This window comes from Streptomyces sp. T028 (assembly GCF_048159505.1).
Lineage (GTDB): Bacteria > Actinomycetota > Actinomycetes > Streptomycetales > Streptomycetaceae > Streptomyces.
In genome coordinates, this window is record NZ_JBLRVZ010000003.1 from 36,413 (window position 1) to 49,406 (window position 12,994).

The 12,994-nt window shown below is 70.1% G+C and carries 21 protein-coding genes and 1 tRNA gene; 21 read left to right on the plus strand and 1 reads right to left on the minus strand.

Going from position 1 to position 12,994, the window contains the following annotated elements:
* Positions 1-2: 2 nt before the first annotated feature.
* The 14 genes from ACLZN2_RS02695 (at position 3) to ACLZN2_RS02760 (ending at position 6,608) form a co-directional block, all read left to right on the plus strand.
* Positions 3-506, plus strand: coding sequence for a helix-turn-helix domain-containing protein (locus tag ACLZN2_RS02695; RefSeq protein ID WP_416976816.1), 504 nt, complete (start codon positions 3-5; stop codon positions 504-506).
* Positions 503-1,339: a hypothetical protein gene (locus ACLZN2_RS02700; RefSeq protein ID WP_416976691.1), complete on the plus strand. Its 837-nt coding sequence runs from the start codon at positions 503-505 to the stop codon at positions 1,337-1,339. The genes ACLZN2_RS02695 and ACLZN2_RS02700 overlap by 4 nt, the downstream gene beginning before the upstream one ends.
* Positions 1,336-1,689, plus strand: coding sequence for a DUF6085 family protein (locus ACLZN2_RS02705; protein WP_416976692.1), 354 nt, complete (start codon positions 1,336-1,338; stop codon positions 1,687-1,689). Before ACLZN2_RS02700 ends, ACLZN2_RS02705 begins: the two co-directional genes overlap by 4 nt.
* Positions 1,686-2,075 (plus strand): hypothetical protein, encoded by a 390-nt coding sequence (locus ACLZN2_RS02710; protein WP_416976693.1) that lies wholly within the window; start codon positions 1,686-1,688, stop codon positions 2,073-2,075. Before ACLZN2_RS02705 ends, ACLZN2_RS02710 begins: the two co-directional genes overlap by 4 nt.
* Complete coding sequence (locus tag ACLZN2_RS02715) at positions 2,072-2,299, plus strand: hypothetical protein (RefSeq protein ID WP_416976694.1); 228 nt, start codon at positions 2,072-2,074, stop codon at positions 2,297-2,299. Before ACLZN2_RS02710 ends, ACLZN2_RS02715 begins: the two co-directional genes overlap by 4 nt.
* Entirely contained in the window at positions 2,296-2,871 is a 576-nt protein-coding gene (locus tag ACLZN2_RS02720) for a DUF6248 family natural product biosynthesis protein (RefSeq protein ID WP_416976695.1), read from the plus strand. Before ACLZN2_RS02715 ends, ACLZN2_RS02720 begins: the two co-directional genes overlap by 4 nt.
* Before the next feature lie 275 nt (positions 2,872-3,146).
* Entirely contained in the window at positions 3,147-3,299 is a 153-nt protein-coding gene (locus ACLZN2_RS02725; RefSeq protein WP_416976696.1) for a hypothetical protein, read from the plus strand.
* A gap of 117 nt (positions 3,300-3,416) precedes the next feature.
* Positions 3,417-3,593, plus strand: coding sequence for a hypothetical protein (locus tag ACLZN2_RS02730; RefSeq protein WP_416976697.1), 177 nt, complete (start codon positions 3,417-3,419; stop codon positions 3,591-3,593).
* Between the two features lie 306 nt (positions 3,594-3,899).
* Positions 3,900-4,265 (plus strand): hypothetical protein, encoded by a 366-nt coding sequence (locus tag ACLZN2_RS02735; RefSeq protein WP_416976698.1) that lies wholly within the window; start codon positions 3,900-3,902, stop codon positions 4,263-4,265.
* Between the two features lie 21 nt (positions 4,266-4,286).
* Positions 4,287-4,401 (plus strand) — tRNA-OTHER (locus ACLZN2_RS02740).
* A 188-nt stretch (positions 4,402-4,589) separates the two neighbouring features.
* A complete protein-coding gene (locus ACLZN2_RS02745) occupies positions 4,590-4,808 on the plus strand; it encodes a hypothetical protein (protein ID WP_416976699.1) in 219 nt (72 codons plus the stop codon).
* A 103-nt stretch (positions 4,809-4,911) separates the two neighbouring features.
* On the plus strand, positions 4,912-5,358 hold the full coding sequence (locus ACLZN2_RS02750) for a hypothetical protein (RefSeq protein ID WP_416976700.1): 447 nt from the start codon (positions 4,912-4,914) through the stop codon (positions 5,356-5,358).
* A 36-nt stretch (positions 5,359-5,394) separates the two neighbouring features.
* A complete protein-coding gene (locus tag ACLZN2_RS02755) occupies positions 5,395-6,315 on the plus strand; it encodes a hypothetical protein (RefSeq protein WP_416976701.1) in 921 nt (306 codons plus the stop codon).
* The gene (locus tag ACLZN2_RS02760; protein ID WP_416976702.1) at positions 6,309-6,608 is read left to right on the plus strand and encodes a hypothetical protein; all 300 of its coding nucleotides are present in this window, start codon (positions 6,309-6,311) and stop codon (positions 6,606-6,608) included. Before ACLZN2_RS02755 ends, ACLZN2_RS02760 begins: the two co-directional genes overlap by 7 nt.
* Here ACLZN2_RS02760 and ACLZN2_RS02765 read toward each other — a convergent pair.
* Positions 6,605-6,814, minus strand: a complete 210-nt coding sequence (locus tag ACLZN2_RS02765) for a hypothetical protein (protein ID WP_416976703.1) — start codon at positions 6,812-6,814, stop codon at positions 6,605-6,607. The genes ACLZN2_RS02760 and ACLZN2_RS02765 overlap by 4 nt on opposite strands.
* A gap of 48 nt (positions 6,815-6,862) precedes the next feature.
* Here ACLZN2_RS02765 and ACLZN2_RS02770 point away from each other — a divergent pair, with 48 nt between their 5' ends.
* The 7 genes from ACLZN2_RS02770 (at position 6,863) to ACLZN2_RS02800 (ending at position 12,992) form a co-directional block, all read left to right on the plus strand.
* The gene (locus tag ACLZN2_RS02770) at positions 6,863-7,222 is read left to right on the plus strand and encodes a holin (RefSeq protein WP_416976704.1); all 360 of its coding nucleotides are present in this window, start codon (positions 6,863-6,865) and stop codon (positions 7,220-7,222) included.
* The gene (locus ACLZN2_RS02775; protein WP_416976705.1) at positions 7,219-7,794 is read left to right on the plus strand and encodes a 3'-5' exoribonuclease domain-containing protein; all 576 of its coding nucleotides are present in this window, start codon (positions 7,219-7,221) and stop codon (positions 7,792-7,794) included. The genes ACLZN2_RS02770 and ACLZN2_RS02775 overlap by 4 nt, the downstream gene beginning before the upstream one ends.
* Positions 7,791-8,060: a hypothetical protein gene (locus ACLZN2_RS02780; protein ID WP_416976706.1), complete on the plus strand. Its 270-nt coding sequence runs from the start codon at positions 7,791-7,793 to the stop codon at positions 8,058-8,060. Before ACLZN2_RS02775 ends, ACLZN2_RS02780 begins: the two co-directional genes overlap by 4 nt.
* 293 nt (positions 8,061-8,353) lie before the next feature.
* The gene (locus ACLZN2_RS02785; RefSeq protein WP_416976707.1) at positions 8,354-8,821 is read left to right on the plus strand and encodes a hypothetical protein; all 468 of its coding nucleotides are present in this window, start codon (positions 8,354-8,356) and stop codon (positions 8,819-8,821) included.
* A gap of 3 nt (positions 8,822-8,824) precedes the next feature.
* Positions 8,825-10,462, plus strand: a complete 1,638-nt coding sequence (locus ACLZN2_RS02790; RefSeq protein ID WP_416976708.1) for a terminase — start codon at positions 8,825-8,827, stop codon at positions 10,460-10,462.
* An 8-nt stretch (positions 10,463-10,470) separates the two neighbouring features.
* Positions 10,471-11,916 carry a phage portal protein gene (locus tag ACLZN2_RS02795; RefSeq protein ID WP_416976709.1) on the plus strand — a complete coding sequence of 482 codons (1,446 nt, stop codon included), beginning with the start codon at positions 10,471-10,473 and terminating at the stop codon, positions 11,914-11,916.
* Positions 11,913-12,992 carry a hypothetical protein gene (locus ACLZN2_RS02800; RefSeq protein ID WP_416976710.1) on the plus strand — a complete coding sequence of 360 codons (1,080 nt, stop codon included), beginning with the start codon at positions 11,913-11,915 and terminating at the stop codon, positions 12,990-12,992. The genes ACLZN2_RS02795 and ACLZN2_RS02800 overlap by 4 nt, the downstream gene beginning before the upstream one ends.
* Positions 12,993-12,994 lie beyond the last annotated feature (2 nt).

The following is a 12,994-nucleotide window of genomic DNA, read 5'->3' on the forward strand; positions in this document are numbered from 1 at the left end:
ACATGCCTGCGCCGCTGACCATCGCCGCGCGCCGCGCCATGGTTAAGGAGCTGATGCGCCAGGAGCCGGGCATCAGCGCCAGGAACATCGCTGCTCGGCTCGGGGTCGGCAAGGACACGATCCGCCGCGACGTCGCCGAGATCCGCCTGGCGCAGAGCCAGGCCGCGCCGCAACCGGCCGTCGGCGAGCCGGAGTCCGCGCCGGATGCGCCGGACGCCGCCCCCGAGGCTGCGCCACCTGCGCCGCCGGAGGAACCACCGTCTGCGCCGGATGCGCCACCCGCCGAGGACCGGCTCACCGTGGCGTACGACGACCAGCTGCTCGCCGGCCTGGCCACGCTCGCCGAGGCCGGGCACACCCCCGAGGACGCCATCCGGCTCGCTGTGACCTTGCTCGCCCGCGCCTATGAGGGCGCCTGGCGGTTCGGCCTCTACCCCCACGGCGTACGGCCGCGCGTGCGCCTCGTCGACCTCTACCCGTACAACCCGAAAGGCACCACCCCGTGAGCCGCGTCTACTTCCACAGCCCCACCCGCGACGCCGAACTGCGCGGCTCCGAGCGAGCCTGGCTGCGCGGCCTCGTCGAGGACCTGGCCGTCGGCATGCTCCGCCTCGACGACACGACCCGCTTCGACCGGCTGCTCAGCCTCGTCAGCCCGCACCACTACGTGGCCAAGCACGCCGACCGGGAGGGCCCCGGCATGCCGCTGGCCACCGTGTACCGGCTCGCCTTCTCCCACGACGACACCTGGACGACACCCCTCATGCAGCACCGCGGCCGACGCATCGACACCTTCTCCCTCACCCTGAACACGGCGATGTTGCTCGGCAGCGAGCAAGTGCGGCTGGCGGCCCGCCTCCACGGCCAGTGCGAGCTTCACGCCTGGGTTGACGGGCCCAACCGGGCGTGGCTCGCCGACGTCATGCAGGCCGGCGTCGACTCCGGCATCTACCGGCGCCGCCTGCCCTACCACGGGCTCAACGGGCCCGAGGCCGGCCGGTGGTCGGAACAGGGCTGGGACGACGTGATCGCCCTGCTGCGCGAGCGGGACGACGAGCCGGTCGTCACCTCCTTCTCCGTCACCGACCAGTTCCCAAACGAGGGCCCGGACGGGCAGTACGGAGACGACTGGTACGACCTGGGGAGCGCCGAGCAGTGGCGCATCGGCATGGAGTGGCTCCGCCAAGCCCCGGGCAACCTGGAGCTGGGCCCCGGCCAGGAGAGCTACCGGTTCGAGCACAACCTGACCATCCTCGACCTCTTCGCGCCGAACTGGGAGGAGCGCCTGGAGCGCGCGCTGAACCCGGAGTCTGGTGCGCAGTCGGGGGAATCCCGGTGAGCGGGGGCAGCGCCATCGCCGGGTACTGCCCGATGGGCTGCGGCGAGACCCTCCAGCGCACACAGGCCGCGACGATCGCCTGCGGCAGCCCGCACTGCCCGCGCCCCGACGCCGTCGCCGCGCTCCTGGCGGATCAGGAGACCGAGCACGTCGTCCAGTTCGACCCTGACGGCTTCACCATCCGCCACCCCTTGCGCGAGCGGCTCGACGACGACCTGATGCGGTGCGAACTCCACCAGTTCTGCACCAGCCTGCCCGGGCCGCCCCGCGACGGCTGCGGTCAATACCGGGCCATCTTCCTCGGTCCCAGGGACTGGGTCTTCCGGCGCACTGGAGGCGAACAGGTGTGAACTACCGCCCGTACCCCGACGCCGACCGCGCCCGGCACCAGGTCGAGCGCCATCATCCCCGGGTGGTCGTCACCATCCAGCCGGACGGCCGTGCGTTCGGCGAGGCCCTGCGCCGGCTGTTCGCCGCGCTGCCCACTGCGGGGGCCTTCGCTGCGAACGCCACCGCCTCCAGCCGCTCCGTCGAGCAAGCAGCCACCGACGCCGAGGCCCTCAGGCAGGCCACCATCGAGCACCCTCGCCGCACCGGGAAGACCACCATCACCGCGGCGATCGCCGAGAGGGTGGTGGAGGTCGGCGAGCACGTCCACGTCACCACCCGTGACGGCCTGCGGTGCGCCGGCGGCGACCCGACTTGCTCGGCTGCGAGCAAGGAGCCGGACCGGTGAGCACCGCCCGCATGCTCGATGCTGCCCTCCCGCTCCTGTGGCTGCTCGCCGTCCTGGTGCTCGTCGCCCATGCCGCCTGCCGGTGGACCGCCCGCCGCCTCGCCCGGTACCTGCGCGCCTACGCCGACCAGATGCAGTCGTACAACCCGCTCCGCAGTGAGCCGCCCGGCATCCGGCACGCCGCCGACCTCATCGACCCACGAGCCCGCAGGAGGTACCGGTGACCGTCATACGCCGGCCCCAGCGCAAGCTCACGGACGCCGACTGGGACGCCGTCAACCGTACGAAGCTGTTGAACCTGCACGGGGCGCTCATCATGGGCATCGTCGACCCGGTGCCCAACCCGTCGCCCATGTCGGAGGCAGACGGGGCGTGGGTGCGTGAGCACGTCTGGCCGGAGCACCTCCACGAGATCGACCGGAAGTACCCGTTCGGGTTCTGGCGGTGGGCCCACTGTGAGCGCGGCACGTGCTGGAACTGCCTCAACCGCCGGTGCGACATCTGCGTCCACCGGCAGGAAGGCGGGCCCGCCGTCGACCGGAACGAGGAGTGGGTCCACAACCACCGCGGCCGGGTCGTCGCCCGCTTCATCCTGCGCCCGGGTGGCGAGCCCTGCGTGTGGTGGTGCCGCTGTCCCTGCCCGAAGACCGGCGCAGCCCCGGCCAGGCCCCAGCGCCGACAAGCCGAGCCCGCCCCTCCACCGCCAGCACCCGCCCCCGTGCCCCCGCCGACGCCCGTCCCTCCCAGCTCCGACCCCCAGGCCGCCCTGTTCAACCTGGAGGTGATCAGCCAGTGAACCTGATCGAGAACCCGGAGGCGGATCCGCTGTGGGGCGGCCTGGTCGTCGCACACGAGGCAGGCTGCCGCTGGATCGCCGTCCGCATGCTCGTCAACCACCGCCTCGTCTGCGTGCCCGACGACGACACCACTTGCTCGGGTGCGAGCAAAGAGCCGGACCGGTTCCCGGCCGGCCCGCGCGACCCCGTGCGCCCGGGGGGGGGTAGAACAGCGGGCATTGTCAGTCCCTCGTGCCATCCTTCCCTCCAACTCTGTACGAAGGGAGGTGAAGACATGTCGAAGAAGCACCAGGCGGCCGTGGTCATGGTCGCCGCTATGGCCGCACAGGCGTACCTGGGCAAGGTCGCCAAGCAGCAGGGCGCTGCCCTCGGCCTGCCCGTCTTGGCGGTCGGCCTGATCGGCTACGCCATCACGGCTGCCCTGTAAGGCAGCCAGGCCCTGGCTCTGCCGCCTCATTCGGCGAAGCCAGGGCCCACCACGTGTGCAAGCCATCAGCGTGCCACACCGCACAACTCACACAATCAGAACCAGCCAGGAGGACGAATGCCTCTCGACCAGGAGACCAAGACCAAGGCCGATGCCCAGGCCGCGCTCTACACGGCCATCACCGAAGCTGTGGCCGAGCTGCGCGAGAACGCCACGGCGACCGCTCAGGCCGAGGGCCTGAAGCACCTCGCCGAGGCCTATGCGTGGGTCAGCAACACTTCACAGCCGCACTGACCGGCTAGGCTGGAGAAACGGCAGGGCGCGCACGCCGACCCGCAAGGGGAAGGTCCTTGGGGCCCGCGCACAAGGACTCCCGCTAAGGGGTGACGCGAAGGGAAGGGAGCCGGAATACCCGGCGAGGCTTCCGCGAGCCTGAAGAGCGGCCCCTGTCACCCCGCCCACTGAGAAGAGCCCCGCCACGACGCTGATCGTGGCGGGGCTCGCTCATGTCACAGCCATGCCACGGAGCATGCACAGCGCATACACCACCCGCACAACACCCCCACAATGACGGCCGTACACACCGTCCTTGGGGGGACCATGAGCACCAGAACCGCGCTCGCCACCATCGCCATCCTCGCCGCCACACTCACCGGATGCGGCAGCAGCGACAACGCCGACGCCAAGCCAAAGGCCGGCCTCTCCGAACCCGCCGTGACCATCACCGCCACGGCAACCAAGCTCCTAAGCGAAGAAGAGGTCAGCCAGCAGTGCACCGATGCCGTCGCCGAGGCCGCTCCTGAGTGGGACGATTGGAACCTGGACCTCGCAGGCTGGCAAGAGGACCCAAAGACGCCCGAAGTCTGTAAGACGCTCGACAATCTCACCTTCAACATCGCGTTCCTTAAGGGCCTGGACATTGCGGCTGCGTGCGATACTCCGGCCGCCCTACCTGGCAAGTGCTGATGGCCGTGACATTCTGAACGTGCCCTTCGTAGCTCAGTCGGGCGGGCAACGGCCCACGGGCTGGCCCCGCGCAGAGCACCGAGCCGGCCTAGCGTTAAACGGTGGTCGCGGGTTCGAGTCCCGCCGAAGGGCTCCACAGAGTTCCCGAGGGGTGGCTGCCGCTCTCCCGTAACCTGGTGCACCCGGCAGATCACTTCGGGAAGCGGTAACCGCGAGGCCCGTGACGGCGTCCCGTCCTAGGCAACGGGACGCCGTGAGCCTTCCATCCGAAGACGTGGCTCGTCGGCGCCCTTTCGAATCCACGGCAGCGGGCACACTTGAGGCATGAGCACACCAGTGGGCAAGGACGGGCGACCGCTCGTGACGACGACCATGGCCGCCTACTCGCTCGGCATGAAGGCGTCTCACTTCCGCGTGTGGGCCCACCGCCACCACATCAGCCCCGCGGACTACCAGCCCAACCCCAGCCGCGGGCAGCGCACAGCCCTCTGGGATCTCGCGGATATCGCCCAGGCCCTTGACAAGAAGCACAGCGCCGCTTGACGCGCTGACCTGCGGTAGCCCATTCTGTGCCATGGTGCACGTAGTGCCTCTGAAGCCCGGCTGAGACAGCCGGGCTTTCTGCTGCCCCGAGGAGTAAGCCCCCATGGCGAACATCGTCTTCAATGTCGCTCTCGGGCGGCTCGCCTACTACGCCAGCCTGCCCGCCGCGAACGACGCCCTGATCATGGTGCCGTTGGAATCGTCGGGGCTCGTCGCGGATTCCACCATGCGCGACTACGACACCCTGTCCGACCTCCTCGCCGGCGCCTCCAACGAGCAGACGACGGTGGGCCGCAAGACTCTCGCGTCGGTGTCCGTGACGATCAACGACACCAACGACCGCGTGGACATCGACGCCGCCGACGTCACCTGGACGTCGCCGACCGGGAATGCGATCGGGGCGCTGGTGATCTGCTACGACCCGGACACCACCACGGGCACGGACGCCGACCTGATCCCGCTCACCAAGCACGACCTGACATGGACCCCGGACGGCAACAACTTCGCCCTGACCATCGCAGACTTCTTCCGGGCCAGCTCCGCCGCATAACACCCAGCAGCCCGACGGCGAGAGCGGGAGGTCGCCGTGGCGAGCTTCACCGACGACTTCAACCGAGCCGACTCCAGCGACCTCGGCGCCAACTGGGTTGAGGTGTCCGGCGACTGGTCGATCGTCTCCAACCAGCTCTCCCCGGGTGCGGCAGGCGGCACGATCATCCTGCGCGCCTCTGGCGCGATGGCGACCAGCGACAACTACGCGCAGGCCACGATCGCCGCCACCACGGCGGCCAGCCATGGCGTGTGGTGCCGCGGCAACAGCAACATCACCAGCGGCTACCTGTGGCGCAACGACGGCACAAGCTGGAATCTCTTCTCGGTTGTCGGCGGTTCGTTCACCTCCATCGGCAGCTACGCGGCCGCAGCAGCGCCGGGCGACGTGGCGAAGGTGCAGGCGGTCGGCAGCACCATCAAGGGCTACGTCAACGGCGTCGAACGCGTCTCGGTCACCGACACCGGCGTCGCGACCGGCACGAGCGTAGGCATCCGCTCCGAGTCCACGTCCGCGATCCGCTTCGACGACTTCGCCGCCGCCGACGTGACCGCCGGCGCGACCCTCACCACCGCGGCCTCCACCGAGACAGCGCAGCCTCTCACGGGCGCGAAGACCGCAGACCTAGGTATCGCCTCCACGTCCGAGGCGGCGCAGCAACTGGTCGGCAGCAAGACGGTCACCCTCGGCACCGCACTGGAAACCGCCGCCGCACAAACCCTCGCGGGGACCGTGAGCCGAACTCTGGGCACAGCCGCATCCGTCGAGGAAGCCCAGCCGCTCACGGGCGCCAAGAGCGCCACCCTCGCCGTGGCCTTGGAGACCAACACCGCGCGGCCCCTCATACCAGCTGGCACCGACGCGGACATCGACATCACCGTCGGGGCACCGTACAGCGCGCCCTACTCGGCAGGCGCACCGCACGCCGACGACTGGGAGGTGGGCACACCGTGGTGATCCCCGCCAGCTCCACCGAGTACCTGCACATCCCCGTCACCGCCCCGACAGGGGTAGATCTCAGCAGCACCACGCCGAAGATCGCCATCCTGCCCATGCAGAACCGGGCCAACCCCACGGTCGGGGACTGGAAGACCGGCGAGTGGGCCAGCGCCACCGAGGCCCGCCTCCTCGTCGGCCCCGACGGAGGAGCCCTCACCCTCACCGCGGGCGACTACCGAGTCTGGGTGAGCGTTGATCCGCCAGGCAGCGAGAACATCGTCCGCCTCGCCGGCTACCTCGGCATCACCTAACGCTTCCACGGCCGGTCCTTGCCGCCCGGCCTGAACGTCACCTCCGGATCCGGGCCCGTACGACGCTGCCGAGCAGTCGCTGCCACCGTCCCCAGCATGAGCAGGCCGCCCAGCATCATCAGCGCCGGCGCGAACCCCATCCACATGCCCAGCATGAACAGCGCCAGGCCCACCACGAACACACCGAATGCCGCATCGGTTCTCATCTGACCCCCCTAAGGCGAATGCCGACACCGTAGCGGGACGGAGACGTGATGGGCAGGCGAACGGGCTGGCGAGTGTGCTCCACCCCCGGCTGCCCCGAGTACACCGACCAGAGCGGCAAGTGCGACGGCTGCCGCGCCGAAGCCGAAAAGCAGCGCGGAACCGCCCGACAGCGCGGCTACGGCCGCGCCCACGAGACCAAGTTCCGGCCCGGCGTCCTCGCCAAGCACCCCACCTGCGTCCTGTGCCGCGCGCAACCCAGCGTCCACGCCGACCACCACCCGCTCAGCCGACGCGAACTCGAGGCCCGCGGCCTCGACCCCAACGACCCGAAGTACGGGCGCGGACTGTGCGGCCCCTGCCACTCGTCCGAGACCGCCACACATCAGCCCGGAGGGTGGAACCGGTGACCGCGATCGACTACGACCTGGAGTTCCTCGAGAACGGGCGCACCATCGAGCTGATCTCCATCGGCATGGTGTGCGACGACGGCCGAGAGTACTACGCCGTCAACTCCGAGATGCCGGTCGACCGCATCCTCAACCACCAGTGGCTGAAGGCCAACGTGTGGCCACACCTCCCGCTGCGCGGGTACAAGCCAGCGCCGCAGATCAACGCGCTACAGCAGAGCGACGGCATCCTCGACCTGCACGACACCCGGGTCCGCCCCAAGCGGGTCATCGCCAACGAGGTCCGTGACTTCATCCAGGCCACACCCGACGCCGAACTGTGGGCGAACTACGGGGCCTACGACCACGTCGCCCTGGCCCAACTCTGGGGGCGGATGGTGGACCTCCCCGAGGGGATCCCCATGTTCACCCACGACATCCAGCAGGAACGCTCCCGCCTCGGCATCCCGCACGACGCACTCCCGCAGCAGCAGGCCGGCGAACACAACGCCCTCGCAGACGCCCGCCAAAACCAGACCGTACGACGCTGGCTCACCAAGCACAGCGCGCAGCCGGGACAGCAGCAGGCATGAGCCACTCAGACGACAGCACCGACAGCAGGGCCAAGCCCATCGGTCACATCCTCGACAGCCTCGGTGTCGAAGCCACTGTCGAGGACGGCGAGCTCGTCGACGGCGCCATCGTCCTGCTCAAGGTCATCGACACCGACGGCGACACCAGGCTGAGCATGGCATGCAGCGACGGACTCGGATGGATCGAGCGCACAGGCATGCTGCGCACCGCCGAACTCATGGAGTCGAGCCCTGCAAGCCACCACCAGCTCCCCGACGACGACTGAGCCGGCCCCCGCCGGCCGCGCAGCGGCCCGCCAGAGGGTGGCGCAGCGCCCAGCAGACCCCAGACGGTCACCGAACGGCACGACGATCACGCTCGACCATCACACTGCGTGGTGATCACCTGGGGGGTTACCCCTTGATCATGATCTCTGCCGGACCGCCGGGGAGGGCGTTTTCTGTCTGTACGGATCCCAGGGTCGGCGCGACGCCACTCCTGGTGACCGTGCGTTACACCGTGTCCGGTGCCGCGATGGCCCGGCTGACGTGCCGTGATGGCACTTGAAGGGGGCATCGCATGCCTCAGATCCCGAAGGACCCGAAGACGCGGCAGCGCCGCAACAAGACCTCCACCGCGCGCCGCCTGTCGGGTGTGCCGGACGACTTCCCGGTGCCGACGCTGCCTGCGGGCAGGCGTTGGCTGAAGGCGACGCGGACCTGGTGGGACGACGTGTGGGCGTCGCCGATGGCGTCGGAGTTCGTGGACGGCCGGGTGGATGTGCACGGCCTGTTCATGCTGGCCGTCCTGGTGGACGACTTCTGGCGTGAGCCGTCGTCCTCCCTGGCGGCGGAGATCCGGTTGCAGCGGCAGTGCTTCGGGCTGACGCCGATCGACCGCCGGCGCCTTCAGTGGGAGATCGACCGGGGCGAGGACGCTTCCGAGCGGACCCGGCGCCGCCGCAACGCCGCCGTGCAGGCGTCCGCCGACAGCGACGACGAGGACCCTCCGGGGCAGGACCCGCGGAACATGCTGCACGTGGTGTAGGCCGTGGGCGTCCTGATCGTCCCCGAGCCGGACGCCGAACCGTGGCCGACGCTCGGCCGCCAGGTGTGCGAGTTCCTCGAGGAACGGTGCGTGCACGGCCCGGGGGACCTGCGCGGCGAGGACTACCGCCTCGACGACGAGAAGCGGGCGCTGATCTACCGCTGGTACGAGGTGTACCCGCCGGGGCACCCGCGGGCCGGGCGGCGCCGCTTCAAGCGGGTTGCGCTGAGCGTGCGGAAGGGCACGGCGAAGACGGAGCTCGCTGCGGCGGTCGCGTTCGCCGAGCTCCACCCCGAAAGCCCGGTGCGCTGCGACGGCTTCGACTCCCGGGGTCGGCCGGTCGGGCGTCCGGTGCGCGACCCGTACATTCCGATGGTCGCGTACACCGAGGAGCAGACCTCGGACCTGGCGTACGGGGCGCTGTACGTGATGTGCACCGAGGGCCCGGATGCGGACCTGTTCGACGCCGGTCTGGAACGCATCATGCGGGTCGGCGGCGACGGCAAGGCGCAGGCGCTCGCCTCCAGCCCGGACTCCCGGGACGGGGCGCGCACCACCTTCCAGCATTTCGATGAGACCCACCGGTTCGTGCTGCCGCGGCTGCGGGACGCGCACCAGACGATGTTGGCGAACATCCCCAAGCGCATGCTCGCCGACCCATGGTCGCTGGAGACCACCACCACCTACACCCCCGGCGAGGGCTCGGTGGCGGAGGGCACCCACGAGTACGCCGAACTCGTCGCGCAGAAGAAGACCAAGGACCGGACGCTGTTCTTCTTCCATCGCGAGGCCGCGCCCCGCGAGGACGAGGACCTCACCGACGACGGGCAGCTGCGTGCGGCGATCCGGGAGGCGTCCGGGCCGGCCATCGCGACGTGGCCGGACTTCGAGGGCCAGGTCGACTACATCGCCTCCCTGTACAACCAGCCGGACACGGACCGCTCGTACTTCGAACGGGTGTGGCTGAACCGGCGAGTGCAGGCCGGCCGTCAGGCGTTCGACGTGCAGCGGTGGCGCGATGAGCTCGCGCGGCCCGGCTTCGTGGTCCCGGACGGGGACCCGATCACGGTCGGCTTCGACGGAGCCCAGTTCCGCGACGCGACCGCCCTCATCGCCACACACATCGCGTCCGGCTTCCAGTGGCCGCTGGGCATCTGGGAGTGCCCGCCCGGCGAGGCCGAGTGGGAATGCCCCGAGGGTGAGGTCGACGACACCCTGATCGCCGCCTTCGACCGGTGGCACGTCATCCGCGTGTACGCCGACCCGCCCTACTGGGACGGCATGATCGTCCGCTGGAAGGGCCGGTGGGGCGAGAAGCGGGTCACCGAGTGGTGGACGAACCGGCCGAAGGCCATGGCCTACAGCCTGCGCGCCTACCACCGGGCGATGAAGGCCGGCGACGTCACCCACAACGGTGACGAGGTCCTCGCCCGGCACATCGCCAACGCCCGAAAGCGCGTCCTGAAGATGCTCGACGAGGACGGCCAGCCTCTGTGGGTGATCGAGAAGGAACGCCACGACTCCCCGTTCAAGATGGACGGCGCGATGGCGGGAGACCTGTCCTGGGAAGCCCGATCCGACGCCATCAAGGCTGGCCAGGGCCGCCCGAAGAAGAAGTCCAAGATGCTGATCCTGAAGTGAGGTGAGCCGTGGAGCGCACCGAGCAGCAGTGGCTGAAGCATCTGATCCAGTGCCACGACCGGGAGAAGCCCGAACTGAAGCTGCTGGACGACTACTACGAGGGCGAGCAGCCGCTGTCCTATCTGGCGCCCGAGCTGCAGGCGGAGATGGACGAGCGGATCCGGCAGGTCGTCGTGAACTGGCCGCAACTGGTCGCCGACAGCCTCGAAGAGCGCCTCGACGTGGAGGGCTTCCGCTTCCCGGAGGAGGCGCAGGCCGACGCGGAGCTGTGGCGGATCTGGCAGGCGAACCGGCTTGACGCCAAGAGTCATCAGGGGCATCTGGACGCGCTGGTGATGCGCCGCGCCTACGTCATCGTCGGCGCCCGCGAGAGCGACCCGGCCACGCCGCTGATCACAGTGGAGTCCGCGCTCGACGTGTACGCGGAGCATGATCCGCGTACGGGCGCGGTCGCCGCGGCGGTGAAGCGGTGGTGTGAGGAGTACGACGACCAGGCGCCGGTGGAGCACGCGACGCTGTACCTGCCGGACGCGACGTCGTGGTGGACGAAGGACCGCTCGGGGACATGGATGGAGGACACCGGCGAGGAGGGCGAGCCAACCCGGGACGATCACGGGCTCGGTGAGGTGCCGGTGGTGCCGCTCGCGAACCGGGCCCGGCTGAAGAAGCCGGGCGGTGTCAGCGAGTTGAAGGCCGTGATCTCACTGTCGGACGCCGCCTGCAAGATCGCCACCGACATGATGGTCTCCGCCGAGTACCACGCCACCCCGAGGAGGGTGGCCTTCGGATTCGGCGAGGACGACTTCCAGGACGAGCAGGGCCGCAGGGTCAGCGCCTTCTCCCGGATCATCGGCCGCGTGTGGGCGACCGAGCGGCGCCGCGGCTCCGGCGAGGACGGCGGCGCGGATGTCTTGCAATTCCCTGAGGCGCAGCTGAAGAACTTCCACGACACGATCGGCCAACTGGCGTCGCTGGTCGCCTCCCTGGCCGGTCTGCCGCCGCACTTCCTCGGCCTGACCACCGACAACCCCGCCAGCGCAGACGCGATCCGCTCCTCCGAGTCCCGGCTCGTGAAGCGGGCCGAACGACGTCAGCGCGAGTGGGGCGAGGCGTGGGAGCAGGTGATGCGGCTCGTGCTACGCATCCGTGACGGCGTGTGGAACCCGGACGTGCTCAGCCTGGAGACGATCTGGCGGGACGCCTCCACCCCCACGATCGCGCAAGCCGCCGACGCCGCCACGAAGCTGTTCACGGCGAAGATCGTGCCGCTGCGGCAGACCCGCGAACGGCTGCGGTTCTCGCAAGCGGAGATCGCACGCATGGAGGAGCAGGACGAGGCCGACGCGCAGAACGCCATGCAGCGCATCCTCGCCGGGGACCTCGCCGCCCTAGAAGCCGGGCCCAAGCCGCCCGCCGAGGATGATCCCGAGCCTGAGCCGGCGGACGCGGCGTGACCACCGCGGCCCCCGAACGGCTCACAGCAGTCGAACTGGCGCAGGCGTACTACGTCGCCCAAGCCCAGCTGACACGCTCCACCGTCGACCGGGTTCAGGAGCTGTGGCGGGAGCTCGACCGGCGGGACCTGACAGGCTCGTGGGAGGCCCTGGTGGGTCCGGCCGTCTTCGACACGGTCACGGCCGGGCAGATCGCCGCCGCTGGGCACGCCGACCCGTACCTGGACGCCATCGAGACCGCCGACGGCGACGGCCCGGACGGCACCGCCCGGCTGCGGGCCGCTACCTTCGCCGGACACGCCTCCGACGGCCGCGCCCTGGACTCCCTGCTGTACCTGCCGGTCATCACCACCAAGGAAGCCATCGGCGCCGGACTGTCCGACGTCGAGGCGATGATGCGGGGCCTGAACCAGCTGCTGAAGATGGCCGCCACCCAGATCGCCGACGCAGGCCGTACGGCCGTCGGCGCCGGGATCGCCGGACGCCGCACGATCCAGGGCTACATCCGGGTCGCCACCTCCCCGTGCTGCGCGCGCTGCGCGGTCCTGTCCGGGAAGGAGTTCGGCTGGAACCGTGGCTTCCAGCGCCACCCGCGCTGCGACTGCATCCACGTCCCAGCCACCCTGATCGCCCGCAGCAGCCTGCGACGCGGCCTCCTGGAGCACCGGGAGTTCGCGCCGACCGTAGGCGGGCGCGGGCCGCGCGGCTTCGTCGACGCCCGCACCTACTTCAACTCGCTGTCCCGGCGCGAGCAGGACCGCATCTTCACGGCGGCTGGCGCGAGGGCTGTCCGCGACGGCGCGGACATCACCTCCGTGGTCAACGCGCGCCGGGGGATGTACACGGCCAGCGCCTACGGCCGCACCCTGCGCGCCACCCGCGAAGGCACCACCAGGCGTGGCGCCTTCTACCGGGCGGAGCGCGCGCGTGCGATCGCCGCCGGGCAGGTTCCGGCCGACATCGGCCGCGCCTTCCGGCTCCGCACCCCCCGGCTCATGCCCGAGGAGATCTACCGGCTCGCCGAGAGCCGGGATGAAGCGATCCGCATGCTGCGGCGCTTCGGCTACCTCGACTGAGG